20 protein-coding genes are annotated in these 21,867 nt (G+C 65.9%); 9 read left to right on the top strand and 11 right to left on the bottom strand.

Going from position 1 to position 21,867, the window contains the following annotated elements; genetic code table 11:
* Positions 1–57: 57 nt before the first annotated feature.
* Together ACZY0X_RS29250 and ACZY0X_RS29245 are read right to left on the bottom strand one after the other, a co-directional pair.
* On the bottom strand, positions 58–882 hold the full coding sequence (locus tag ACZY0X_RS29250) for a serine hydrolase domain-containing protein (RefSeq protein WP_463775394.1): 825 nt from the start codon (positions 880–882) through the stop codon (positions 58–60).
* 34 nt (positions 883–916) lie between these two features.
* The gene (locus tag ACZY0X_RS29245) at positions 917–1,696 is read right to left on the bottom strand and encodes a dioxygenase family protein (RefSeq protein ID WP_463775393.1); all 780 of its coding nucleotides are present in this window, start codon (positions 1,694–1,696) and stop codon (positions 917–919) included.
* A 30-nt stretch (positions 1,697–1,726) separates the two neighbouring features.
* On the opposite strand from ACZY0X_RS29245, the gene ACZY0X_RS29240 reads away from it, so the two are divergent.
* Both ACZY0X_RS29240 and ACZY0X_RS29235 read left to right on the top strand, forming a co-directional pair.
* On the top strand, positions 1,727–2,812 hold the full coding sequence (locus tag ACZY0X_RS29240) for an S-(hydroxymethyl)mycothiol dehydrogenase (RefSeq protein WP_463775391.1): 1,086 nt from the start codon (positions 1,727–1,729) through the stop codon (positions 2,810–2,812).
* On the top strand, positions 2,812–3,435 hold the full coding sequence (locus tag ACZY0X_RS29235; protein ID WP_463775390.1) for an MBL fold metallo-hydrolase: 624 nt from the start codon (positions 2,812–2,814) through the stop codon (positions 3,433–3,435). Before ACZY0X_RS29240 ends, ACZY0X_RS29235 begins: the two co-directional genes overlap by 1 nt.
* A 22-nt stretch (positions 3,436–3,457) precedes the next feature.
* Here ACZY0X_RS29235 and ACZY0X_RS29230 read toward each other — a convergent pair whose 3' ends face one another.
* On the bottom strand, positions 3,458–4,165 hold the full coding sequence (locus tag ACZY0X_RS29230; RefSeq protein ID WP_463775388.1) for an SHOCT domain-containing protein: 708 nt from the start codon (positions 4,163–4,165) through the stop codon (positions 3,458–3,460).
* An 87-nt stretch (positions 4,166–4,252) separates the two neighbouring features.
* Between ACZY0X_RS29230 and ACZY0X_RS29225 the strand changes: the two genes are divergently transcribed.
* Together ACZY0X_RS29225 and ACZY0X_RS29220 are read left to right on the top strand one after the other, a co-directional pair.
* Positions 4,253–5,338: a class I SAM-dependent methyltransferase gene (locus ACZY0X_RS29225; protein ID WP_463775387.1), complete on the top strand. Its 1,086-nt coding sequence runs from the start codon at positions 4,253–4,255 to the stop codon at positions 5,336–5,338.
* A gap of 135 nt (positions 5,339–5,473) precedes the next feature.
* A complete protein-coding gene (locus ACZY0X_RS29220; RefSeq protein WP_463775386.1) occupies positions 5,474–6,097 on the top strand; it encodes a hypothetical protein in 624 nt (207 codons plus the stop codon).
* On the opposite strand, the gene ACZY0X_RS29215 is transcribed toward ACZY0X_RS29220, so the two are convergent.
* The 6 genes from ACZY0X_RS29215 to ACZY0X_RS29190 all read right to left on the bottom strand — a co-directional run bounded on the left by ACZY0X_RS29215 (position 6,074) and on the right by ACZY0X_RS29190 (position 13,011).
* A complete protein-coding gene (locus ACZY0X_RS29215; RefSeq protein ID WP_463775385.1) occupies positions 6,074–6,973 on the bottom strand; it encodes an SPFH domain-containing protein in 900 nt (299 codons plus the stop codon). The genes ACZY0X_RS29220 and ACZY0X_RS29215 overlap by 24 nt on opposite strands.
* A gap of 90 nt (positions 6,974–7,063) precedes the next feature.
* Positions 7,064–8,839 (bottom strand): acyl-CoA dehydrogenase family protein, encoded by a 1,776-nt coding sequence (locus ACZY0X_RS29210; RefSeq protein ID WP_463775384.1) that lies wholly within the window; start codon positions 8,837–8,839, stop codon positions 7,064–7,066.
* Positions 8,840–8,849: 10 nt separating this feature from the next.
* Positions 8,850–10,607 (bottom strand): Hsp70 family protein, encoded by a 1,758-nt coding sequence (locus ACZY0X_RS29205; protein ID WP_463775382.1) that lies wholly within the window; start codon positions 10,605–10,607, stop codon positions 8,850–8,852.
* On the bottom strand, positions 10,604–11,422 hold the full coding sequence (locus tag ACZY0X_RS29200; protein WP_463775465.1) for a potassium channel family protein: 819 nt from the start codon (positions 11,420–11,422) through the stop codon (positions 10,604–10,606). The genes ACZY0X_RS29205 and ACZY0X_RS29200 overlap by 4 nt, the downstream gene beginning before the upstream one ends.
* Positions 11,423–11,434: 12 nt before the next feature.
* Positions 11,435–12,487 (bottom strand): DUF4185 domain-containing protein, encoded by a 1,053-nt coding sequence (locus tag ACZY0X_RS29195; protein WP_463775463.1) that lies wholly within the window; start codon positions 12,485–12,487, stop codon positions 11,435–11,437.
* Positions 12,484–13,011, bottom strand: a complete 528-nt coding sequence (locus ACZY0X_RS29190; RefSeq protein WP_463775381.1) for a hypothetical protein — start codon at positions 13,009–13,011, stop codon at positions 12,484–12,486. The genes ACZY0X_RS29195 and ACZY0X_RS29190 overlap by 4 nt, the downstream gene beginning before the upstream one ends.
* Before the next feature lie 62 nt (positions 13,012–13,073).
* Between ACZY0X_RS29190 and ACZY0X_RS29185 the strand changes: the two genes are divergently transcribed.
* Positions 13,074–13,814 (top strand): SDR family NAD(P)-dependent oxidoreductase, encoded by a 741-nt coding sequence (locus tag ACZY0X_RS29185; RefSeq protein ID WP_463775380.1) that lies wholly within the window; start codon positions 13,074–13,076, stop codon positions 13,812–13,814.
* 116 nt (positions 13,815–13,930) lie between these two features.
* Positions 13,931–16,435 carry a glycogen/starch/alpha-glucan phosphorylase gene (locus tag ACZY0X_RS29180; RefSeq protein WP_463775378.1) on the top strand — a complete coding sequence of 835 codons (2,505 nt, stop codon included), beginning with the start codon at positions 13,931–13,933 and terminating at the stop codon, positions 16,433–16,435.
* Here the strand turns inward: ACZY0X_RS29180 and ACZY0X_RS29175 are convergent.
* A complete protein-coding gene (locus ACZY0X_RS29175; protein WP_463775376.1) occupies positions 16,429–17,364 on the bottom strand; it encodes an LLM class flavin-dependent oxidoreductase in 936 nt (311 codons plus the stop codon). The two genes, ACZY0X_RS29180 and ACZY0X_RS29175, sit on opposite strands and share 7 nt — an antisense overlap.
* Before the next feature lie 36 nt (positions 17,365–17,400).
* Positions 17,401–17,802 (bottom strand): DUF732 domain-containing protein, encoded by a 402-nt coding sequence (locus tag ACZY0X_RS29170; protein WP_463775375.1) that lies wholly within the window; start codon positions 17,800–17,802, stop codon positions 17,401–17,403.
* A 220-nt stretch (positions 17,803–18,022) separates the two neighbouring features.
* Between ACZY0X_RS29170 and ACZY0X_RS29165 the strand changes: the two genes are divergently transcribed.
* The 3 genes from ACZY0X_RS29165 to ACZY0X_RS29155 are packed head-to-tail and all read left to right on the top strand — an operon-like array spanning position 18,023 to position 21,845.
* Positions 18,023–18,454, top strand: a complete 432-nt coding sequence (locus ACZY0X_RS29165; RefSeq protein WP_463775374.1) for an MmpS family transport accessory protein — start codon at positions 18,023–18,025, stop codon at positions 18,452–18,454.
* Positions 18,451–21,360, top strand: coding sequence for an MMPL/RND family transporter (locus ACZY0X_RS29160; RefSeq protein WP_463775372.1), 2,910 nt, complete (start codon positions 18,451–18,453; stop codon positions 21,358–21,360). Before ACZY0X_RS29165 ends, ACZY0X_RS29160 begins: the two co-directional genes overlap by 4 nt.
* Positions 21,357–21,845 carry a DUF5078 domain-containing protein gene (locus ACZY0X_RS29155; RefSeq protein WP_463775371.1) on the top strand — a complete coding sequence of 163 codons (489 nt, stop codon included), beginning with the start codon at positions 21,357–21,359 and terminating at the stop codon, positions 21,843–21,845. Before ACZY0X_RS29160 ends, ACZY0X_RS29155 begins: the two co-directional genes overlap by 4 nt.
* Positions 21,846–21,867: the final 22 nt, after the last annotated feature.

The raw sequence follows: 21,867 nt of genomic DNA, 5'->3' as shown, positions 1-21,867 counted from the left end.
CGAATAGATGCAATTGTTTCGCGCGTGTCTATTGTGCCTTGTGGGACCCGTGTTGCGCTAGTGTCGTTCGAATTCTCTCAGCACTCCATCAGATAACGCTGGCCACAGCGGGTGGGCCCACGCATCGAAATCACGGTCCGTCAGCACCACGAGTGCCAGGTCAGCGGCCGGATCGACCCAGATGAAAGTGCCCGACTGGCCGAAGTGCCCGAACGTCCGCGCGGAGTTCGCGGCACCGGTCCAGTGCGGCGTCTTGCCGTCGCGGATCTCGAAGCCCAGACCCCAGTCGTTGGGGCGCTGGCTCCCATACCCGGGCAACACGCCGGCCAGACCCGGGAACTGCACCGACGTCGCGTCGGCGTGCATCTGCGGCGACACCAGGGCGGGACGGAGCAGTTCGGCCCCGAACAGGGCCAGGTCGGCGACCGTCGACACGCCACCGAAGCCCGCGGCCTCCGCCCCACCCAACAACGTCGACGACGTCATCCCGAGCGGTTCGAACACAGCCTCGGCGAGGTAGCGGTCGAACGGAATGTCCGACGCCTGCGCAATGGCCTCGGCCAGAACCTCGAAGCCGTAGTTCGAGTAGATCCGCCGCGTGCCCGGCTCCGCCTGCGTCGTCTCCGAGCGCATCGAGTAGCCGGAGGTATGCGCGAGCAGGTGGCGAATCGTCGACCCCGGTGGGCCCGCGGGCGTGTCCAGATCGACGACGCCCTCCTCGACCGCGACCTGCGCGGCGCGCGCCACGAGCGGCTTGGTCACCGACGCCAGCGTGAACCGGCGCCCGACGTCCCCGTACTGGGCCAGCACACCGGACGGCCCGAGCACCGCTGCCGCGGCGGTCGGCACCGGCCATTCGGAGATCACGTCGAGCGCGGTCACGCGCTGGATGCTACTCGTGGCGCGGCCGATACCGTCACACCAGTTGGATCGATCGCTTCGCCAGACCCATCCAGTAGCCGTCGATCACCTGTCGCGGCGCCTGCTCGGGATCGTCGGATGCCCCGAGCGCGACGAACAGCGGCGCGAAGTGCTCGATGGTCGGATGGGCGTACGGCATTCCCGGCGCCTTGGCGCGAAAGTCGACCAGCCCGTCGAGGTCGCCGGCCGCCAGCCGCTCAGAGGCCCACGCGTCGAACTCGACGGACCACCCCGGTGGCGTGGCGTCCGGCGCCGGGTCGGTCAGGTACGGCAGGCCGTGCGTAGTGAAACCGGATCCGACGATCAGCACGCCCTCGTCCCGCAGCGGGCGCAGACGGGCACCGAGCTCGAGAAGTCCCTGCGGGTCCAGGGTCGGCATGGAGATCTGCAGGACGGGAACGTCGGCCTGTGGGTACATCACCGTCAGCGGCACATAGGCGCCGTGGTCCAGCCGTCGGTCCGGATCGTGTACGACAGGCACGCCGTCGGGCATCACGGCCGCGACGGCGGCGGCCAGCCCTGGCGCGCCGGGCGAGTCATAGGTGACGTCGTAATAGCGGTCCGCGAAACCCCAGAAGTCATACGTCAAAGGGGTTTCGGTGGTGGTGGAGCCGATGGTCAGAGGAGCGGCCTCCCAGTGCGCCGACACCATCAGGATCGCGGTGGGCCTGGGCAGTTCGGCCGACCACTGCCGAAGTTCCGACACCCAGCGCTCGTCGTCGACGAGCGGTGGCGCGCCATGCGAGAGGTACACCGCGGGAGGTCGAACGCTCACCCGACAAGTGTGCCCCACTAGGTTGTAGGCATGAGTCAGACAGTGCGCGGTGTGATCTCCCGGAGCAAGAAACAACCCGTCGAGTTGGTCGACATCGTCATCCCCGATCCGGGTCCGGGTGAGGTCGTGGTCGACATCATCGCCTGCGGGGTGTGTCACACCGATCTGACCTACCGCGAGGGCGGTATCAACGACGAGTATCCGTTCCTGCTCGGCCACGAGGCGTCGGGCACCGTGGAAGCGGTCGGCGAGGGCGTCACGCATGTCGCCCCCGGCGACTTCGTCGTCCTGAACTGGCGCGCGGTGTGTGGGGAATGCCGGGCCTGCAAACGCGGCCGCCCGCAGCTGTGTTTCGACACATTCAACGCCACCCAGAAGATGACGCTGACCGACGGCACCGAACTCACCCCCGCGCTGGGCATTGGCGCCTTCGCCGACAAGACCCTCGTGCATCAGGGACAGTGCACCAAGGTCGACCCCGAGGCCGACCCGGCCGTGGCCGGGCTCCTGGGCTGCGGCGTGATGGCCGGTATCGGTGCGGCGATCAACACCGGCGCGGTCACCCGCGACGACACCGTCGCGGTGATCGGCTGCGGCGGCGTCGGTGACGCGGCCATCGCCGGTGCGGCACTGGTGGGCGCGAAGAAGATCATCGCCGTGGACACCGACAACACCAAGCTGAACTGGGCGCGCGACTTCGGCGCCACCCACACCATCAACGCCAAGGAATTCGACGTCGTCGAGACCATCCAGGACCTGACCGAAGGTAACGGCGCCGACGTCGTGATCGACGCGGTCGGACGGCCCGAGACATGGAAGCAGGCGTTCTACGCCCGCGATCTGGCCGGCACTGTCGTCCTGGTCGGCGTGCCGACACCGGATATGACCCTCGAGATGCCGCTGGTGGACTTCTTCTCCCGCGGCGGTTCGCTGAAGTCGTCGTGGTACGGCGACTGCCTGCCCGAGCGTGACTTCCCCACCCTGATCAGCCTGTACCGCCAGGGACGACTTCCGTTGGAGCGCTTCGTCTCCGAGCGCATCGGCCTGGACGGTATCGAGGACGCGTTCCACAAGATGCACGCCGGCGAGGTCCTGCGTTCGGTGGTGATCCTCTAATGGTCAGCATCGAACGCCTGGTCACCAGCGGAAAGTTCGAACTCGACGGCGGCAGCTGGGACGTCGACAACAACATCTGGCTCATCGGCGACGACTCCGACGTCATCGTCTTCGACGCCGCCCACGCCGAACAGCCGATCGTGGACGCCGTGCGCGGCCGCAACGTCGTCGCGGTGGTGTGCACGCACGGCCACAACGATCACATCACCGTCGCTCCTGAACTCGGTAAGACGCTGGACGCGCCGGTGCTGCTGCATCCGGCCGACGACGTGCTGTGGCGGATGACGCACCCGGACAAGGAGTTCCGCTCCTTCGAGGATGGCGCCACCCTGTCCGTCGGCGGCGTCGAACTCAAGGCCATGCACACCCCCGGGCACTCGCCGGGCTCGGTGTGCTGGTACGTACCGGACCTGAACGCCGTCGTCAGCGGCGACACACTGTTCGAGGGCGGGCCGGGCGCCACCGGACGGTCCTACTCAGACTTCCCGACCATCCTCGACTCCATCTCCAAGCGCCTTGGCATGCTGCCCGGCGAGACGGTCGTCTACACCGGCCACGGGGACACGACGAAGATCGGCGACGAGATCGTGCACTACGACGAGTGGGTCGCCCGCGGGCACTGACGCCTCAGTCAACTTTGTGTTGCTAGTGACCTTCGAGGATTCGCTTCTTCTCACCGTCGAACTCATCCTCGGTGAGTGCGCCTGAATCGCGCAGCCGGGCAATGGTGTTCAACTGCTCGATGCGGATGCCCTGATCGGTGGGGATATACGAGCTGATCGGCTGCTCCGGATTTGGCGGTGGCCCGTGGCGCGACCTGACCCGGCCGGCCCAGACTCGCGCGATGACCAGGTCGAGAACGGCAATGCCGAACACGACGGCGAAGACAACCGGCAGGTAGCCGTGGTTGCTCGAATGGCCGAAGGCCAGTCGAGGATCCAGGAAGGCGCTGACGTTGCCGTTGGTGGTGATGTCGTAGGTGCCCGCGGCGGGGACATGCGCCACCCACACCCGCACCCGGGCGTCGTTGTTGACCGTCGTGGTCCCCCCGATGTCCTCGGTGAGGACGGGGTCGGGTACGCCCTCGGGCGGCACGATGTTGATCGACATCCGTGGGACGGGTAGCCCGCTACCGCTGGTGCCCCCGATGACCACCGTGTGAAAGGTGATGAGAACCTCGCCCTCGGGCAGCACCAGGCTGCTCGAACCGGGGATCGGCACCTCGCCGTAGGCGTCGTACTCGTCGAAGACGAAGGCGTTCAGGATCAGCGCGACCACGAAGCCGATGGCCGACACCAGCATTGTCAGCACCGCTACCAGCGTGAGTACACGTGGTGCAGTCCCCCGACTCATGGTCCGCAGTCTGACACGCCGGCCAACGCACCGCCATCTCGTCAACTGACAAGCGTGACCGGCACCTGACGGACTACCGTCTCAGCCATGCGCGAATCAAGCGTCGTGGTGCGGCCGGAGGCCAAGGACAGCGCGTGGTACAGCGCTGCCTCGCGGCTCCAGGCAGCCGGATTGCGGCAGGCGATAACGCTTTTCGAGAACGTCGCCGAGGTGGTGCCCATCCCGCGCTCACCACGTCCGATCGTGATCGCCGACTACGGCGCCGGAACCGGGTACAACTCGGTTCTTCCGATCGGCGCGGCGATCGCGGTGTTGCGCAAGCGCACCCGGCCCGAGCATTCGATCCTGGTCACCCACACAGACGTGCCCGAGAACGACTTCACCGCGTTGTTCCGCACCCTGACCGACGACCCGGACAGCTACCTGCAGCGAGATCATGCATCGTTCGCGTCGGCCGTCGGACGGTCGTACTACTCGCAGATCCTGCCGTCGAACAGCGTGAACCTGGGCTGGTCGTCGTGGGCACTGCAGTGGCTGGCCAAGGTACCCATGCCTGTCGACGGTCACCTCCTGGCGGCCTACAGCGGTGACGAGCGGATTCGCGCGGCGTATGCCAGGCAGGCCGCCCACGACTGGCACGAGTTCGTGGCGTTCCGTGGTCGCGAGCTGTGCCCCGGCGGGCAGATAGTCGTGACCACGATGGGCGTCGACGAGGACGGTCAGTTGGGTTTCGGTCCTGTCCTGGACGCCCTGATGGACACGCTCGCCGAACTCGCCGGCACCGCCGCGCTCACCGCCGAGGAACACGGTCGCATGTCGGTGCCGATCGTCGGACGCACCGCCAAGGACTTCCAGTCGCCGTTCGCGCCGTCGGGCACATTCGAGAAGTTGTCGATAACGCACATGGAGTTGTTCGACGCCGAGGATCGGTTCTGGAAGCTGTACCAGAGCGACCGCAGCACGGACACCTTCGGCACGCGCTGGGCCGCGTTCCTGCGGGCCTCGCTGTTCCCGACGCTGGCGCTGGCACTCGATGACACTCGCGCCCACACTGTGAATTCATTTCTCGACGCACTGGAGACCGGTGTCGCCCAACGTCTGGCCGCCGCGCCTGTGCAGATTCGAATTCCCCTGGCGCAATTGGTGATCGAGAAGAAGTCGCCCACCCACTGACCGTCAGCGCGGGCGCGATCGCTGATCGCCACCGTGCCGAGATATGGCCACCCATTGCCACTCGGCGCTCGGCGGAGGACTATGAGACCCGACGGCGGCGCCGTCGGGACGCTGCCCCGTCAGAGGGAGCAGATTGTGTATGCACGAACAACGACGGTTGAGGCCACGCCCTCATCTGTAGATGCCGGCATTGCCTATATTCGCGAGACTGTGATGCCCCTGCTCGAAGGCCTAGATGGCCACATCGGCCTATCCGTGTTGGCGGACCGGAAATCCGGCCGCTGCATCACCACCAGCGCCTGGGAGTCCGAGGACGCGATGCGCGCGAGCGGACCGGCTGTCCAGGAAGTCCGCAACCGCGCCGCCGAGATCTTCGGTGACGGCGGCAGCCCCACCGTCGACGAGTGGGAGATCGCGGTCATGCACCGAGAGCACGAGGCCGGTGAGGGCGCTTGTGTCCGAGTGACCTGGGCCAACGTCGAGCCCGCAAACGTCGACGCGGGTATCGAGGTCTTCAGGTCATCCCTGCCGGCCATGCAGGAACTTGACGGACTCTGCAGCGCAAGCCTATTGGTGGACAAGGCAACCGGCCGCGGGGTGACATCGGTGGCCTTCGAGAGCGCCGAGGCGATCGAGCGCAACCGCGACGAGATCGAGCGACTCAAGGGCTCGGTGTCCGAGGATGCGGCCGCCCTGATCTTCGAGGAACGTGACTTCGAGTTGGTGATAGCCCACCTACGCGTCCCTGAGATGGCCTGACCGCACGGCCAGCCCGTCCGGCTGCGGTGCACTCAGTTGCGGCGGATCCGATGCCGCGACCGAGCGATCCGTGGTGTCTTCGGTGTCCTCGGTATCCTGGGCGACCGCTGGCGTGGACCCCGGTGGCGTGGACCGTTCGAGGAACCGCAGCAGTTCGACGGGGAACGGCAGCACCAAGGTGGAGTTCTTCTCCGCCGCGACCTCGACGACCGTCTGCAGGAGACGTAGCTGCAGTGCCGCCGGCTGTTCGGCCATCACCTCTGCCGCCTGCGCCAGTTTCGTCGACGCCTGAAGCTCGCCGTCGGCGGTGATGACTCTGGCACGTCGCTCGCGTTCCGCCTCGGCCTGGCGGGCTATCGACCGCTTCATCGAATCGGGCAACACCACGTCCTTGATCTCGACGCGGTCGATGTGGATTCCCCACCCGAGTGCCGGACTGTCGATCAGCAGCTCAAGACCCTCGTTGAGTCGCTCGCGGTTGGACAGCAGGTCATCCAGGTTGCTCTTGCCGATGATCGACCGCAGCGACGTCTGCGCGACCTGCCCGATGGCGGAGTGGTAATCCTGCACGTCGACCACGGCGCGCACCGGGTCCTCCACGTTGAAGTAGATGACGGCATCCACCCGAACGGTCACGTTGTCTCGGGTGATGCCGTCCTGCGCGGGCACGGGCAGCGTGATGATCTGCATGTTCACCTTCTGGAGGCGATCGGCGACGGGTAGCAGCATCGCGATTCCCGGCCCCTTGACGCTCGGCCTCACCCGGCCGAACCGAAGCACGACACCTCGTTCGAACTGCTTCACGACGCGAATGCTCTGCCCGAGAAACAGCAGGCCCAGGCTTGCCGCCGCGGCCAGTGCGTAGATGGTGATCATGGTGTCTCCATTCCGACCGAGGTCCGAACGGAACACGCTATCCGGCCCGGACGGGCCCGAGTCCATGTATCAATTCTGGCACCGCCGCGGTCAGGGCGCCATCTCGTAGGCGCCGTCGTAGGCGCGTACCCGCTCCCATATCCGCGTGAATCGACCGGGATCAGGTACCGGCTTGCGGATCGCCGACAGCGCCCACTCCTGCTGGGCGGCTGTGGCGGTCGGCTTACCGTGCAGCGCAACGGCGTAAGTGCTGAAGTCGCGGACCTGGAAGTCGAAGATCTGGTCCACCATGTCGTCGTCGAGACCCGTCAGCTCGGCCTGCTCCAAGATCAGCTGGCCGTAGACGATGAGCGAGAACAGGTGCCCGACGTTGAGCAGGAAGTCGAGGTCCTTCTGCTGGTCGGCGTCGGGCGCGGCGGTGACGAGAAGCTCCCGGAATGCTTGGGCCTGCTCGTAGAACACCGCGACGTTCGGAATCCGGGTGTGCTGCTCGTAGACCGGCGCCCAGTCGGCGAACTGCACCTTGCCCGCCCCGCGGGTCGGCCCCTGGTTCCAGAAGAACACGTCATCGCTCGGGTCGTCGCGGACCGGAATCGGCGGGTACTGCTTGGGATTGAGCATGTAGTTCGGCATGAACTTGAGCACCAGGCCGACGTTGACGTGCACCGTGCCCTCCAGTCGGGGCAGGCACCCGATCAACTGGGCGACCTCACGGAACATCGTGTTCTTCTCGTAGCCCTTGGCGGCGATGACGTCGTGCAGGGCCCGCATCACTGTCTCGCCCTCCATCGTGACCTTGGCCTTTGTCATCGGGTTGAACAGCAGATACCGGCGATCCTCGAGGCTCGCGCTGCGGAAGTAGTCGACGGCGCGCCTGCTGAACAGCTTCATCGCGACCAGGCGCGAGTACGCGTCGACGAAGTTGGCCCGCACGTGGGAGAAGTCGGTGACCGGGTTGCCGTAGAGGATGCGGTTCTGCGCGTGGGTGATGGCCTCATAGAAGGCGTGCTCGGCCATCCCTATGGAGGCCGAGCACAGGTTGAACTTGCCAACATTGACCGTATTGAGCGCCGCGGCAAAGGCTTCCACGCCGGTGTGCAGGATGTCCTCGGCGCGTACCGGGTAGTTCTCGAGACGGAACGTGCTCACGTAGATCTGCATGTGCACGACATTGCCGATCAGCCGGTAGTTGTCGTGGCGGCTGTCGGCGGCGAAGAAGACGTAGGCGTCGTCGCGATCGCCGGACCCGGCCACGTCATCGCGGCGACCGAACACCGACACCAGACTGGCGACATTGCCGTTGCCGATGTAGTACTTCTCCCCCGTCGCCCGGTACAGGATGCCATTGGCCCGGTCCTCCTCTCCGGCGGGTGTCAGGACCATATCGGTGCTGTACACGTCGGCGCCGTGCTCGCGCTCGGACAGTCCGAACGCCATCACCTCACCGGCCTCGAGATCGTCGGCGGCCCTGAGTTTGGCGTCCTTGTTCTCGCTCTGCCAGACCGGCCCCAGGCCGAGGATCGTGACCTGCTCGGTGTACCAGTAAGTCAGCCCGTAGAAGCCGAGGATCTCTGCCAGCGCCGCGTTGCGGGCCGCGTCCCAGCGCTTGTTCGGGTTCACTGCACCCGAATTGCTCCTCGCGTCCGCACCGGCGAATTCGGACGGCGTGAGGAACGTCGCGAACAGCTTCTCCCGCTTCACGAAGTCGACGAAGTCGGCGGGCCACTGCGCGGTGAGATCGTCGTCGAGGATGCGGTTCTTGCCCTGCCCCTCGAACCAGTCGATGGTCGCCCGCAACAACCTGCGCGTCTCGGCGTCGAACTGCTGCGGGTCATAGGTGTTCGGATCGAAGAGCAGACCGTCCATGACCGCGAGCCTATGACTGCGGCGGCTGGAACGGTGATGGAACGAACGGGAGCCCCGGAATGGTCTCGTAGGGCAGCGTCGGGATCAGTGGCGGCGGACTGCTCGGCGGTGGGCTGCTCGGCGGCGGGGGCGGTGGTGGCTCCGTCGGCGGTGGTGGCGGTGGTGTCTCAGTGACCGTCGGCGCTGGTGGCGCGGGCGGTGGCGGCCCGTCCTCGGTCACGGTGACCGTGCGTGGTGGCGGGTTCACCACCGCGGGTTCCGACGGGGGCACCGGCGCGGGTGCCTCCGGGGCGGGGGCCGGTGGTGCCGATGATGTCGCCGTGGTGGTCGTCGCCGTGGGGGTGGTGGTGGTCGTGATGGTCGACGCCGGTTCGCCGCCGCCGACCAGGAACACGGCGGCCGCAGCGATGGCCGCGAGGACCACGGCCAGGCCGCCGGCCATCATCACAAATGGACTGCGGTACCAGGGCGCAGGTTTCTCCTCGGGTTCCTCGGGCGCGGCGAACTCGACCTGGGGCCGAGCACTGTCCCAGCCGTCGACGGGCGGTTCGTCGACGGGAGGCGCGGCCACGTCGGGGATGTCGTCGCCCGCATCCGACCAGGCCAGCCCGCCCACCGGGCCGGGAGCCGCGCTCGGTGCGGGCGCAGCGGGAGCGAGGCCCGTGGCCGCGGCAGCGGCGGGAGCGGCAGGAGCGGCGGGAGCCGCTGGAGCCATGGCGGTGGCACCCTCGACGACGGTGCCGCGCACCGCGCGCAGCCCGGCGCCGATGGCCGCCGCCAGCTCGGGATGAGCGGTGGTGATGACGGGTACCCGAAGGTTCTCCGACAGCGTGGTGGTGATGATGGGGATGCGCGCTCCACCGCCAACCGTTGCGACGGCGACCAGGTCGGTGGGCCGAATCCCACTGCGCTGCAGGATGTCCTGCAACTCCTCGATGAATCCTGCGAGCGGTTTCCGGATCGCGTCGTCGAGTTCGGTTCGGGTCAGGCGGATCTCACCGCGGTGACCGGGTAGGTCCGCCGACACCGTCGTCGCCGCGGTCGTCGACAGTCGCTCCTTGGCCGCCCGGCACTGCGCCCGCAGCCGTGACAGTGAGCCGATCGCCGAGGTACCCGTCAGATCCACCGACCCCGCAGAACTCAGGCCGCCGATCACGTGGGTGAGCAGCGCCTGGTCGATGAGGTCACCCGACAGGTCGACGTGGCGTTGTGTCGGCGCGACGGGAGCGAAGTCCCGGGCGGCATCGGCCAAGGTGATGCTGGTACCCGTGGAGCCGAAGTCGCACAACACGATCACACCCCGCGCGGGCACGCCCGGGTCCTGTTGCACCGCCGTGAGCGCGGCGACGGAATCGGGCGTCAGCAGCACCGGGTTGGGCGCACCGAACTCCAGCATCGTCGACAGCGCGCGACGCAGCGCGTCGACGGCCGGGGCCCGCCAGTGCGCCGGGTGGCTCACCCCCACGGGCCCGGACCCCGGGCGCGCGACGGTGTGGAACATCGCCCGCAGACCGTCGGCCAACAGGGCGTCGGCGCGGTGCGACGAGCCGTCGGGGGCCAGCAATCCGATGGGGTCGCCGACCCGGTCGACGAAGTCGGTGATGACCAGGCCGCGCTCGTCCAGCTTCGGGTTCTCACCGGGAAGCCCGACCTCCGAGGGCCGGTGGGTGAACTTGGTCAGGACCGCGGTGCGCCGCACGGCCGTGCGACCCACCACCACCGCGGTCAGGTTGCCGGCACCAACCGAGAGCCCCACACCTTGCGTCACGTCAACGAATTGTGCCCGTCCCCGCGATGAGCGGTAGATCCAGTGTGGTCACCCCGGTTGCCCGATTCACCGTTGGAGCGGCTCGGGTCGCCGGGTGTCGAACGGGACAGCGCCTCGCTCAGCTGGCGAATCTCGTCACGAAGCTCGTCGATCTGGGCCGCGGTGGCGGCACGGATGGTGGTGTCCTCCGCCGCGACCCGCTCCACGATCCAGGACGCCAGCGTCGCAGTGACCACACCGAGCAGGCTGACACCGGCGATCATCAGCGCGACCGCGACGAATCTGCCCGTGACGGTCGAGGGCACGGTGTCGCCGTATCCGACGGTCGTGACAGTGGTGACCGACCACCACAGCGCGTCACCCAGGTTGGCAAAAGCGTGGTCGGGATGGACGCCGCGTTCGGCCTCCAGGATCGCCAGTGACGCCGAGTAGACGATGACGACGGCGCCGCACACTGTGTAAACGATGACCTTGCCGCGGATGGTGTGCCCGATGGCCCGCTGCAGGACGTTGATCACCACGGTCAGGCTCAGCAGCCGCAGCGGACGCAACGCGGGCAACACGATGATCGCGAGATCGAGCAGGTGGCGCACGAACCACTTCAGCCTCGCCTCGGCCAGCCCGAGTCGGATCAGATAGTCCGCGCAGAACACGCCCCAGCAGAGGAACATCGCGTACTTGACGATGTGGTCCACGGTGCCCTGTGGTTGGTACAGGACGTCAACGGAGAACAGGGCGAGGAAGGCCAGGGCGATGGCCGCCAGCGGCCACTCCATCCGGAGTTCGTAGCGCTGCAGGCGGGATTGCTCGACCATCACGGGCCGACCCTAGCCGCCCGCATCGGGGCTCCGCAGAGTCGCCTTGAACTGCATGACCCGGTAGGGCCATCCGCTGTCGGTGTGCCACTGGGACACCATCAGGCCGACGCCGCCGGGCACGTCGAGCACCGAACCCGGCAGGACGTAGCCGCCGTAGAGCTGGGCCACCGCGTTGCGTCGGTGGTCCTCATCGCGCCACGCCGTGCCGATGACGGGTGTCTGCAGCGGCATGGTGTCCAACCGCACGGTGGGTGCGGCGATCACCCGGTAGCCCAGTGCGTACCGCGAAGCGGCGAAGCCGCCGAGAACCCATCGGCCGCAGTCCAAACGGCGCAGCGACAGCTCACCCCAGGCCTCGCCGTCCGGCGTGATCGCGGTGGCCTGCTCCCCCCACGTCCACCGTCCGCCCGCCTGACCCCATGCCGCATACCGCGAGCGGTCAGCCAGGTGTTGGGGTCGCACCCGCTGCAGCACGATGCCCTTGTCGCGCTGGAATCCCGTGGACGCGACGTACACCCAGCCGTCGGACGGGTCGTAGTCCCATGACCAGCACTGTGCGTGCCCGTCGTGGAGGTCGGCCGGGAAGACCGCGTCATCACCCAGATGGGACCAGCTGGTCCCCGAGTCCTGTGATGTCCATATCTCGGTCCACACCACGTTGCCGAAACCGCGGTTGACGATCACGTGCAGGTAGAGGGTGTCCTCAACGCGCAGCAGGTCAGAGGGGATGACGGTGCTGATGCCGCTGCGGGTCCAGCCCGACGCCACGTTGTCGTGGTCGTAGTGCCACAGCTGCCTGGCGTAGCGAGGGTCCGGGCCGCCCGCGCGGTCGTAGGTGATCCGTGCGGTGGCATCTCCGGTGCCGATCAGGACGACCGGCGAACGCCAGTCGCCGCGCCCCACCTTGCGGCCGGAGAAGGTGTCGCCGAAAACCGAGACGAGCCTGCCGTTCGGGGCCGTCACCGAGGCGCCGAGATCGGTGCATGTGGCACCCCAGCGCCGAGTCTGGCGTGGCCCGGTCAGGTCGGCGAGCTTGCCCCCTGCCGCCGCGGAAGGACTCAGAAGCAGCGCTTCAGGCCGCCGGGCTCGCAGTACAGCGGGTACTGCTGGACGGGCATCGGCAGTGGCCGATTGAAGGCCAGGGTGAACGGATACTTGTTGAGGCTTGCGGGCACCTCGTTGTTGCAGACGTTGCCGTAGGACACCGTGCGCGTGCCAGTCATGGCACCGTCGTCGAACTCGTAGGTCTCCAGGATCGGCGCGGTGCTACCGTCCGAGCACTTGAAGCCGTCCGGCACCGGCTTGTTGAACAGCCACTTCGCGCTGCTCGGCCGAGCATCACCGCCCTGCACGTCCGGCGTGGACGACGCGACGTGCAGCCGGCAGGCCACTGGTAGGCGCAGTTCCTCGCGTAGGTCACCGACGGTGGGCACGCAGCTCGGGTAGATGGTCCACTCGGCGACGACGTCGCCCTGGGTGTAGGTGTAGATGCCCTCCATGACGCGTTCAGCACTGGCGGGGCTGGCTACGCCTAGCGCAACGGTGGCGAACGCGGCGGCGACAGCGAGGGCACGGGTGATCCACATGTTCGCAGTATCGCAGCTTGTCCACCAAGATCAGCGGAATTCCGGCATGAGAGGGTGCAGCCATGACTGCACTCACGGAAAAGGTCGCGCTGATCACCGGCGCATCGGCAGGACTCGGCGCGGCGACGGTGAAGGTTTTCGCCGAGCGAGGCGCGTCTGTCTTCGGCATCGCGCGGGACGCCGAGAAGATGACCGAGGTGTTCGCCGATGTACCCGGCGGGAAGTTCGCGTCGGTGGATATCGCCACGTCTGCGGCGTGCAGGCAGGCGGTGGCGGACTGCATCGAGGAGTTCGGCAGGCTCGACATTCTGGTCAACGTCGCGGGATTTCACCAGATGCGCCACACCCCGACCATGACCGACGAGGAGTGGGAGCGCGACCTCGCGGTGAACCTGCACGCCCCGTTCTATCTGTGTCGGGCCGCGCTGCCGCATCTTCTCGAGACCGGCGGGAACATCGTGAACGTCAGCTCGATCGCGGGCGTGGAGGGTGAGGTCTACTCGGCGGGCTACTGCGCGGCCAAGCACGGTCTGATCGGCTTGACCCGCGCGCTGGCGATCGAGTTCACCAAGGAGAAACTGCGTGTCAATGCCGTGTGCCCGGGCGGCATGCCGACGGCGCAGAGCACCGAGTTCGTTGCGCCGGAGGGGGCTGACTGGGATCTCATCATGCGCATCGCCTCACCTCGGGGATTCATGGAGACCGACGACGTCGCCAAGACCATCGCGTTTCTGGCCAGCGACGACGCCGCGGCGATCCACGGTGCGGTGTACCGCGTCGACAACGGCAAGGGTGCTGGCTGAGGCGAATCCGCGCTCAGCACCCGTCGCCGCGCATTCACGCGGCCGTCGACGCATACTCGTCCGGTGTGCACGCAGCGCTGCCACACTGCGATCGCCACGAGGGACTGGAGGACGATATGACCGACGTCGTAGGTACCCACACCGGGATTCCCGCCGAGCCCTCGCACATCCGCACCGGTTTGGACGCCGAGGATCTGCGGGAGGCGATCGCCGATCACCTGCGGTACTCGATCGGCCGACCGGCGGCCGCCCTGACACCCGAGCACTACTATCGGGCACTCGCGCTGGCCGTGCGGGATCGCATGCAGGACAACCGGGTCGCATCCACGCAGACCTCGCTCGACCTCGGCAAGAAGGTGACCTGCTATCTGTCGGCCGAGTTCCTGATGGGACCGCAGCTGGGCAACAACCTGCTGAATCTGCAGATCGAGGAAGCCGCCCGAGCGGCGCTGAACGCGCTCGGCCAGGAGTTCGACGAGGTGCTCGCGTGTGAGGTGGAGCCCGGGCTTGGCAACGGTGGCCTCGGACGTCTCGCGGCGTGCTACCTGGACTCGCTGGCGACGCTGGAGCGCCCGGCGATCGGCTACGGCATCCGCTACGAGTTCGGCATCTTCAAGCAGGAGTTCGCAGAGGGCTGGCAGGTCGAGAAGACCGACAACTGGCTGGCGAACGGGAACCCCTGGGAGATAGCCAAACCCGATGTGAACTACCTCATCAACTGGGGCGGCCACACCGAGCAGTACGTCGACGACGCGGGTGCCGTCCGTGTGCGCTGGCTGCCGAAGCAGGTCATCAAGGGCGTCGCCTACGACACGCCGATTCAGGGATACGGCGTGAACACCTGCAACACGCTGACGCTGTGGAGCGCCCGAGCCGTCGATTCGTTCGCATTGGATGCCTTCCACACCGGCGACTACTACCGGGCAGTCGAGGAGGAGGTCACCTCCGAGACGGTCACCAAGGTGCTGTATCCAAACGACGAACCCGATGCGGGCAAGCGGCTGCGCCTGCTCCAGCAGTACTTCTTCGTGTCGTGTTCGCTTCAGCACATCGTCCACATCATGGACGACCTGGCCGACGCCTCGTTGCACGACCTGCCCCAGCGGTTTGCGGTGCAGCTCAACGACACCCACCCGTCGATCGGCGTCGCAGAACTCATGCGGATCCTTGTCGACGAGCGCAGGGTCGACTGGGACGAGGCCTGGGCGATCACCGTCGCCACGTTCGGCTACACCAATCACACCCTCCTGCCGGAAGCGCTGGAGAAGTGGCCGCTCGCCCTGTTCCGAGAATCCCTACCGCGGCACCTGGAGATCATCTACGAGATCAACTCCCGCTTCCTGGACGAGGTGCGGGCACACTTCCCCGGTGACGTCGAACGTGTGCGACGCATGTCGCTGATCGGCGAGGAAGGCGGCCAGACCGTGCGCATGGCGCATCTGGCGACGGTCGGCAGCCATGCCATCAACGGGGTCGCGGCGCTGCACTCGGACCTGTTGAAGGCCAGTGTGCTCAAGGACTTCTACGAGCTGTGGCCAGAACGCTTCTCGAACAAGACCAACGGTGTCACACCGCGCCGCTTCCTGGCCCTGTCCAACCCGGGCCTTCGCGATCTGCTCGACAAAACGATCGGTGACGGCTGGCTGACTCACCTGGAGCGCCTCCGCGGGCTGGAGGACTACGTGGAGGATCCCGAGTTCCGCCAGAAGTGGCGGGACGTGAAGCGCGCCAACAAGGCTCGGCTGTCCGAGTTCCTCCACTCGGCCACCGGGGTGGAGCTGGACCCAACCTGGATGTTCGACATTCAGGTCAAGCGGATCCACGAGTACAAGCGCCAGCACCTGTCCGTGCTGCACATCATCCGGCAGTATCTCCGGCTCAAGGCGAACCCCGGACTGGAGATCGCGCCGCGCGCCTACGTGTTCGGCGGTAAGGCCGCGCCGGGCTACTTCATGGCCAAGCGCATCATCAAGCTCATCAACGCCGTCGGCGAGACGGTCAACCACGACCCGGACGTCAGTCGTTTCATGCGGGTCGCGTTCGTGCCGAACTTCAACGTGCAGAACGCTCACCTCATCTATCCCGCCGCGAATCTGTCGGAGCAGATCTCGACCGCGGGCAAGGAGGCCTCGGGTACCGGAAACATGAAGTTCATGCTCAACGGTGCGCTGACCATCGGCACGTTGGATGGTGCCAACGTCGAGATACGCGAAGAGGCGGGGCCCGAGAACTTCTTCCTGTTCGGGTTGACCGAGTCCGAGGTGGCACAGGTCAAACGCGATGGATACCGCCCGTCGGACTACATCGACGGAAACGACGAGCTGACAGCGGTTCTGGGGCTGATCTCGTCGGGGCAGTTCTCCCACGGCGACACCGAGGTGTTCCGGCCGTTGGTCGACAACCTCGTCCATGACGATCCGTTCCTGGTGATGGCCGACTACGCGTCATACGTGGAGTGCCAGGACCGGGTGGCGGCGGCGTGGCAGGACCGAGACGCCTGGTCACGCATGTCGATCTTGAATACTGCACGCAGCGGCAAGTTCTCGTCGGACCGTACCATCGCCGAATACTGCGATGACATCTGGAACGTCGGCCCCGTGACGATCGAAGTGGACTACTGAAGTGCGCTGATCACCTTTGACGCCAGCAGATCGAGCGTCTCATCGGATGCGCGATCGTGGGTGAAGAGCACGATCTGACCGAAGCCCAGTGCCTCGTACTGCTTGATCCGGTCGACGATCTGCGGTGCCGTGCCGACAAGGCCGCCCTCCCGCAGGCCGAACATCGGCGCACCGAACCGCTTCTCGGCGAGTTCGCGAACCCTGGGCAGCGAGGCATCGTCGGGTGCCAGTGCCATGACGGCCTCCACCGACAGCACGATCTCATCCGGGTCGCGGCCGATGTCGGCACACAGCGAGCGCAGCACGTCGACCTTGTGCTCCAGATCGCCGAGCGCGTAGGTGGGCACATTCCACACGTCGGCGTAGCGCGCGACCAGGGGCAGGGTGTAGCGCTCCCCGACACCGCCGACGACGATCGGCGGCCGCGGGCGCTGCACAGCGCCGGGCACGATCGGCATGTCCTTCACGGTGTAGTGCGTGCCCGCGAAGTCGACCACCTCATTGGTGAAGGCCTGGGTCAGGATCTCCAGCGTCTCGCCGAGGCGCTCGGATCGCTCACCGAACGTGCCCCACGGCAGCCCCATCCGGTCGTGCTCCTCGGGGATGGAGCCACTGCCGAGACCGAGTGCCAGCCGCCCGCCCGAGATCTGGTCGAGCGTCGTGGCCATCTTGGCCAGCACGGCCGGATGACGGAACTGATTGCACAGCACCATGTGTCCGACCCGAAGCCGTTCGGTGTTCGCCAGTAGCGCCGTCGCGAGGGTCCATGCCTCCAGCGACGGAGCGCCGGGCACGCCCGGCCCGTACATGTGGTCGTAAAGCCACAGCGAGCCGATCCCGAGGTCCTCGCAGCGCTTGGCGCGGTGCAGGATGTCGGCGTAGGAGAAGGCCATCTGCGGGACATACACGCCGATGTCGAGGCCCGTCATGGCCGCAAACCCCGCCTAGCTTCGCAGGGGTATGCCTTAGCCCTGCTCTGCCGGCAACGGAGCACCGGCAGGTAGCGGCGCCGCGGAAGGAACGCCCGCGATGCTGTCCACGACCGGCCGCTGGTCGATGCAGTAGAAGTTGATCGCCGCGTTGAGGAACTGATACACCTGCTGCTCGGTGCTGTCCTTGTGCAGATTCTTCTTCAAGAAGACAGCGGCCTCGCCCGCATTGGCGTCGAGCCCGGTACGCAGTCGCTTACAGGTGATCTTGCCGATCCAGGCGTTGTAGTCACGCTGACCGTAGATACCGTAAACGTGCAGTTCGTTGGCGAAGTCTGTGTCGACGTCCGCGTTCGCCGGCCCCGCAAGGCCGATCGACGCCGCGCCAAGAGTCGCCAAGGCCGCCGCCTGAATCCAGCGAATTTTCTTTGTACTCATTTGCGGACATACCCTATCCCACGCACGACGTGATTGACTTGGCTTCCAACCCCTTTGATCCCGCCCTACCGCGCTGAGTGGCGTGCGCCACACGGCGCGCGGTGATGTGGGGGTCGCCATGATTAACTTAACCGAGCTAAGCTCTAAGTTACATTAGCTAACCGGTGGCGAACAAGCAGGTCGGACGCATGAAGAATCGACGCGAGCGAAGAGGAGTACGGTGACGGGCCTGTTGAAGAGGGCGTGGATACCGCTCCTTATCGTCGTGGTCGTGGTGGTCGCCGGTTTCACGGTGGCGCGCATGCGGACGTTCTTCGGCGCGGAGGGCATCATCGTCACGCCCGTGCAGTTCGCTGACGATCCCGAACCCTTCGAGCCCAAGATCGTCACCTACGAGATCACCGGGGAGCCCGGCGCCTACGCCGACATCAACTACCTCGACCTCGACGCCAAGCCGCAACGCCTCGATGGCGTCACCCTGCCGTGGACTTTGACGTTGAGCACAACTGCGCCCGCGGCCCAGCCCAACATCGTGGCGCAGGGTGACGGCAGTTCGATTACGTGCCGTGTCATCGTCGACGACGTCCTGAAGGCCGAGCGGACCTCCACCGGCCTGAACGCCCAGACCTATTGCCTGGTGAAGTCCGCATGAGCGCTCCTACATCCGAGCCGCCAACCGACGCAATTCCCACGCAAACTGCACACCCTGAACGTCCATTCGTCCCGCGGATAATCCGCACCTTCGCGTGGCCGATCGTGCTCGGCTGGATCGTCCTCATCGCATTCCTCAACGTCTCGGTCCCGCAGCTGGAGACCGTGGGACAGATGCGTGCGGTGTCGATGAATCCCGATGACGCGCCGTCGATGATCGCGATGAAGCGCGTCGGCCAGAACTTCCACGAAGGCGAATCCGACAGCTCGGCGATGATCGTCCTGGAGGGCCAGGAGCCCCTGGGCGCCGACGCTCACGCCTATTACGACGAACTCATCAAGAAGCTGCGCGAGGACACGACCCACGTTCAGTCCATCCAGGACTTCTGGAGCGACCCGCTCACCGCCACGGGCTCCCAGAGCTCCGACGGCAAGGCCGCCTACGTGCAGGTCAAGACCGCGGGCAACCAGGGCGAGACCCTGGCCAACGAGTCGATCGAGGCCGTCCAAGAGATCGTCGACAGCGTTCCGGCGCCCACTGGCGTGAAGGCCTACGTCACCGGACCCGCCGCTCTTGCCGCCGATCAGCACATCGCCAGCGACCGAAGCATGACCATGATCGAGCTGGCCACGTTCTCGGTCATCATCGTGATGCTGCTGCTGGTCTACAGGTCGATCGTCACCGTTCTGCTGACGCTCGTCATGGTGGTGCTCTCGCTGGCGGCATCGCGCGGTGTCGTCGCATTCCTGGGCTACCACGAGATCATCGGCCTCTCGACCTTCGCGACCAACCTTCTCGTGACACTCGCGATAGCCGCGGCCACGGACTACGCCATCTTCCTGATAGGCCGATATCAGGAGGCTCGAAGTGTCGGCGAGGACCGAGAACAAGCGTTCTACACCATGTTCGGTGGCACCGCGCACGTAGTGCTGGGCTCCGGCATGACCATCGCCGGTGCGACGTTCTGTCTGTCGTTCACCCGGCTGCCGTACTTCCAGACCCTCGGCGTTCCGCTCGCCATCGGCATGGTGGTCTGTGTGATGACCGCGCTATCGCTCGGGTCGGCCATCGTCACCATCGCCACCCGGTTCGGGCTGCTCGAGCCCAAGCGCGCAATGCGGACCCGGGGTTGGCGCAAGATCGGCGCCGCTGTGGTGCGCTGGCCGGGACCGATTCTGATCGGAACCGTTGCGTTGGCTCTGGTGGGCCTGTTGACGCTGCCGGGCTACCGCACCAACTACAACGACCGGAATTACCTGCCAGCCGACCTTCCGGCGAACGAGGGTTACGCGGCTGCCGACCGGCACTTCTCCCAGTCTCGGATGAACCCCGAACTGCTGATGGTCGAGAGCGATCACGATCTGCGCAACTCGGCCGACTTCCTGGTGATCGACAAGATCGCCAAGGCGGTGTTCAAGACGGAGGGCATCGCCCGGGTGCAGACGATCACGCGCCCGGACGGAAAGCCGATCGAGCACAGCTCGATCCCGTTCCTGATCAGCATGCAGGGCACCACGCAGACGATGAACGAGAAGTATCTGCAGGACCGCATGGCCGACATGCTCGTTCAGGCGAACGAGATGGAAAAAACCGTCAACACGATGGAGAAGATGTCGAGCCTGACCGCTCAGATGGCGGATACCACCCATCAGATGGTCGGCAAGATGAAGGACATGACGATCGATATCGCCGAATTGCGAGACAACATCTCCAATTTCGACGACTTCTTCCGTCCGATGCGCAACTACCTCTACTGGGAACCGCACTGCTACGACGTCCCGGTCTGCTGGGCTGTGCGATCGGTTTTCGACACGCTTGACGGCATAAACACGATGACCGACGACATCCAAGAGCTGTTGCCACTCATGGAACGGCTCGACACGCTGATGCCGCAGATGGTCGCGTTGATGCCCGAGATGATCTCGACGATGAAGACCATGAAGACCATGATGCTGACGATGTATGCCACCCAGAAGGGCATGCAGGATCAGATGGCCGAGGGCCAGGAGAACTCGACCGCCATGGGCGAGGCGTTCGACGCCTCGATGAACGACGACTCCTTCTACCTGCCACCGGAGATCTTCGACAACGAGGACTTCAAGCGCGGTATGAAGAACTTCATCTCGCCCGACGGCAAGTCGGTGCGGTTCATGATCGTCCACGAGGGCGATCCCATGTCCCCCGAGGGCATCGCGCGGATCGACAGCATCAAGATGGCCGCCAAGGAGGCCATCAAGGGCACCCCTCTTGAGGGCTCCAAGGTGTATCTGGGCGGCACCGCGGCGGTGTTCAAGGACATGTCCGACGGGAACAACTACGACCTCATCATCGCCGGCATCTCCGCGTTGGCGTTGATCTTCATCATCATGCTGCTCATCACGCGCAGCGTCGTGGCGTCGGCTGTCATCGTCGGTACCGTGGTGCTGTCGCTTGGTGCGTCGTTCGGCCTGTCGGTGCTCATCTGGCAGCACCTACTGGGCATCGAGCTGCACTGGATGGTGATGGCGATGGCCGTGATCATCCTGCTTGCGGTGGGCGCCGACTACAACCTGTTGTTGGTGGCGCGCTTCAAGGAGGAGATACACGCCGGCTTGAACACGGGCATCATCCGCTCCATGGGCGGTACCGGGTCGGTGGTGACCTCGGCAGGCCTGGTGTTCGCGTTCACGATGATGTCAATGGCGGTAAGCGAACTGACAGTGATCGGACAGGTCGGCACGACTATCGGCCTGGGCCTGCTGTTCGACACGCTCATCGTCCGGTCATTGATGATGCCGTCCATCGCGGCGATCCTCGGACGGTGGTTCTGGTGGCCGCAGAACGTGCGCACCCGACCGCTGCCCGCACCGTGGCCAACTCCCCCACCCACCGCCAACAAGAATCCCGAATCGGTTCCGACCGCATGACGACAAGGAGCATTATGAAAAGCATGCGCAGTCTCTCGCTTCGGAGTGGCCTCGCCGCTGCCGCCTGTGCCATCGCCGCGACGACGTTCGCCCCGATGGCCACCGCCGACTCGACCGATGACTACCCGATCCCGAAGCGGCAGATCGAAACCCAGTGTGATGCAGAGCAGTTCCTGGCTGCCGCGCGTGACACCAGCCCGGTGTACTTCGAGCGCTACATCATCGACAAGAACAACCGGCCGCCGGAGATCCAGCAGATGGCCGTCGACCGCATCCACTGGTTCTACTCGCTCGACGCAGCCGGCCGTCGCCAGTACTCCGAGAACACCGCCACCAACGTGTACTACGAGCAGGTGGCCACCCGGTGGGGTAACTGGGCGAAGATCTTCTTCAACAACAAGGGCGTGGTGGCCAAGGCCACCGACGTGTGCATGGAGTACCCACGCGGCGACATGTCAGTCTGGGGCTGGCCCGTCGCCCGGTAGTACACCCCGAGACGCACAAGAG

The sequence above is a fragment of the Mycobacterium sp. IDUB_39 genome, assembly GCF_055419205.1.
The sequence above is the reverse complement of the archived record's forward strand: the minus strand, read 5'-3'. Positions and strand labels throughout refer to the sequence as shown.

Coding starts and splice junctions, on each gene's coding strand:
- ACZY0X_RS29240 (WP_463775391.1), top strand. CDS start 1,727: ATGAGTCAGACAGTGCGCGGTGTGATCTCCCGGAGCAAGAAACAACCC.
- ACZY0X_RS29235 (WP_463775390.1), top strand. CDS start 2,812: ATGGTCAGCATCGAACGCCTGGTCACCAGCGGAAAGTTCGAACTCGAC.
- ACZY0X_RS29230 (WP_463775388.1), bottom strand. CDS start 4,165: ATGAGTCGGGGGACTGCACCACGTGTACTCACGCTGGTAGCGGTGCTG.
- ACZY0X_RS29225 (WP_463775387.1), top strand. CDS start 4,253: ATGCGCGAATCAAGCGTCGTGGTGCGGCCGGAGGCCAAGGACAGCGCG.
- ACZY0X_RS29215 (WP_463775385.1), bottom strand. CDS start 6,973: ATGATCACCATCTACGCACTGGCCGCGGCGGCAAGCCTGGGCCTGCTG.
- ACZY0X_RS29210 (WP_463775384.1), bottom strand. CDS start 8,839: ATGGACGGTCTGCTCTTCGATCCGAACACCTATGACCCGCAGCAGTTC.
- ACZY0X_RS29200 (WP_463775465.1), bottom strand. CDS start 11,422: ATGGTCGAGCAATCCCGCCTGCAGCGCTACGAACTCCGGATGGAGTGG.
- ACZY0X_RS29190 (WP_463775381.1), bottom strand. CDS start 13,011: ATGTGGATCACCCGTGCCCTCGCTGTCGCCGCCGCGTTCGCCACCGTT.
- ACZY0X_RS29185 (WP_463775380.1), top strand. CDS start 13,074: ATGACTGCACTCACGGAAAAGGTCGCGCTGATCACCGGCGCATCGGCA.
- ACZY0X_RS29180 (WP_463775378.1), top strand. CDS start 13,931: ATGACCGACGTCGTAGGTACCCACACCGGGATTCCCGCCGAGCCCTCG.
- ACZY0X_RS29175 (WP_463775376.1), bottom strand. CDS start 17,364: ATGACGGGCCTCGACATCGGCGTGTATGTCCCGCAGATGGCCTTCTCC.
- ACZY0X_RS29170 (WP_463775375.1), bottom strand. CDS start 17,802: ATGAGTACAAAGAAAATTCGCTGGATTCAGGCGGCGGCCTTGGCGACT.
- ACZY0X_RS29160 (WP_463775372.1), top strand. CDS start 18,451: ATGAGCGCTCCTACATCCGAGCCGCCAACCGACGCAATTCCCACGCAA.
- ACZY0X_RS29155 (WP_463775371.1), top strand. CDS start 21,357: ATGACGACAAGGAGCATTATGAAAAGCATGCGCAGTCTCTCGCTTCGG.